The organism is Streptococcus sp. HMSC34B10 (genome assembly GCF_001839505.1).
GTDB lineage: Bacteria > Bacillota > Bacilli > Lactobacillales > Streptococcaceae > Streptococcus > Streptococcus peroris.
This window is the reverse complement of sequence record NZ_KV841552.1, coordinates 13564-14501: the sequence shown is the minus strand read 5'-3', so window position 1 is coordinate 14501 and position 938 is coordinate 13564. Positions and strand designations below refer to the sequence as shown.

2 protein-coding genes are annotated in these 938 nt (G+C 34.2%); both read left to right on the top strand.

Annotated elements, in window-relative coordinates; translation table 11 throughout:
- Positions 1 to 217 precede the first annotated feature (217 nt).
- Complete coding sequence (locus HMPREF3237_RS04335) at positions 218 to 451, top strand: Imm74 family immunity protein (RefSeq protein WP_070888964.1); 234 nt, start codon at positions 218 to 220, stop codon at positions 449 to 451.
- Positions 452 to 470: 19 nt separating this feature from the next.
- Positions 471 to 917 carry a hypothetical protein gene (locus HMPREF3237_RS04330; RefSeq protein WP_070888963.1) on the top strand — a complete coding sequence of 149 codons (447 nt, stop codon included), beginning with the start codon at positions 471 to 473 and terminating at the stop codon, positions 915 to 917.
- The last annotated feature ends 21 nt before the right edge of the window (positions 918 to 938 follow it).

The window sequence follows — 938 nt, the reverse complement described above, 5'->3', positions numbered from 1 at the left end:
ATTTACCATGTCTACTTAAGAGGTATCATATCATAACCAGTGTTTTTTGTTAGTTTTTAACTAGCAAGCCCCTCATATCAAGCGCTTGTATGGTATAATAATGGAAAACGTTAACATTGATTTTTAAGGTAGTTCTATCATGCTGAAATACCAAATAAAAAATACTATGAATGCTCTACAAGTTTAGTCTAAAAGGGATATAAGAAAAGGAAGAAAAATGAAAATTTCTGGTACAAGGTCTATCATCACATTTGACTATGAAAATGGTTATGTTTTAAAAGCAAAGGGAGAATTGTTGACCGATGGAAATTTTACTGTATATAGGTCAAGTATACAGAATTGGGAGCCACCATACAACCACATTCGTATCACACAGAACGAGATAGATAAACTTGTCGAGGAAGTGGATTCCATGATGACTGAGCAAACAATACAGATCGAATTTATATGAGTTAGAGTAGGAGAGTAACATGACACAATTTGAAGATAAATTTATGGAAGTTCAGGTTAGCATGATTTCGTTAGCACTAGAATATGTCCAAAATCAAGCAGAAAAAGTATACATTTATTGCATCTCTGAAGAAGCATTGCGGTCATATAAAGTTTTTTATAAGATTAATGGTATTGTAATCGAAATGGACAAAGTTAATGAAGTTGCGACAAATAAAATAGATGATTCCGATAATATGGCATTCGATTTATTGGAATACGGAGCTGAAGACATACAGAAATTGATTGATGTCTGCCAAGAGTATCATCGTGAGCACCCAACTGAAATGTGGTTGATTTATGATGCTCAGAAAAACAGCCTTGAAAGTCGCTATAGCTATGAAGGGCGTTACGACAAGGATGAAGAATTGCTTCCACGTCTGGAGTTTGAAAAATGGTTTGAGGAAGTGAAAGTACAGGAATTGTAGGAGTTACAAATGGCACAATTT